Genomic DNA, 834 nt, shown 5'->3' on the forward strand with positions numbered 1-834 from the left:
CGGCCGGGGCGCTTGTGCACCGGCACGCGCACGCCCCGCACGGGGCCGACCATGCCCATGGCGCGGCGCACCCACACCCGCACCTGCACCAGCACCCGCACGAGACCGCCACGGCATGAGCACCGTCAACACCGTCACCGAGCAGCTCACGCGCGCCGGCCAGGCCATCGAGCACGACAGCTTCGCCATCATCGACGCCGAGGCCGGCCCGCACCCCTACACCGCGGCGCAGTGGCCCATCGTGCGCCGCATGATCCACGCCAACGCCGATTTCGAGTTCAACGGCCTGACCGACTTCCACCCGAAGGCGGTGGAGGCCGGCATCGCCGCCCTGCTGCGCGGCGGCGCGCCCGTGGTGGCCGATGTGGAGATGATCTGCTCGGGCCTGTCGCAGCCGCGCCTGGCCCACTTCGGCATGCGCACGCACCAGTTCATCAGCGACGCCGACGTGATCGCCCGGGCCCAGGCCGAGGACACCACGCGCGCCGTGCAGGCCATGCGCAAGGCGCACCGGCACGGGCTGCTGCAGGGGGCCGTCGTCGGCATCGGCAACGCGCCCACGGCGCTCATCGAACTGGTGCGGCTGATCCGCGAGGAGGGCGTGCGCCCCGCGCTCGTCGTGGGCATGCCGGTGGGCTTCGTCTCCGCCGCCGAATCCAAGGACCTGATGGCCGGCGTGGACGCGGTGCCGTGGATCGTCATCCGCGGCCGCAAGGGCGGCTCCACGCTGGTGGTGGCCGCGCTGCACGCGCTGCTGGCGCTGGCCGAGGCCCGCCAGAAGGCCGCGATGCCGGGGACGCTGTCGCCATGATGGAAAAGACCGTGCGCCGCGGC

The 834-nt window shown here is 73.5% G+C and carries 1 protein-coding gene; it reads left to right on the top strand.

Annotated features, from left to right (window positions below):
- Positions 1-115 precede the first annotated feature (115 nt).
- Positions 116-811, top strand: a complete 696-nt coding sequence (locus AC27IQ_RS25990) for a precorrin-8X methylmutase (RefSeq protein WP_487091361.1) — start codon at positions 116-118, stop codon at positions 809-811.
- Positions 812-834: the final 23 nt, after the last annotated feature.

The organism is Acidovorax sp. KPB24-07 (assembly GCF_057543315.1).

Bases quoted from the DNA above. Each gene is read 5' to 3' on its own strand.
- AC27IQ_RS25990 (WP_487091361.1), top strand. From the start codon at position 116: ATGAGCACCGTCAACACCGTCACCGAGCAGCTCACGCGCGCCGGCCAG.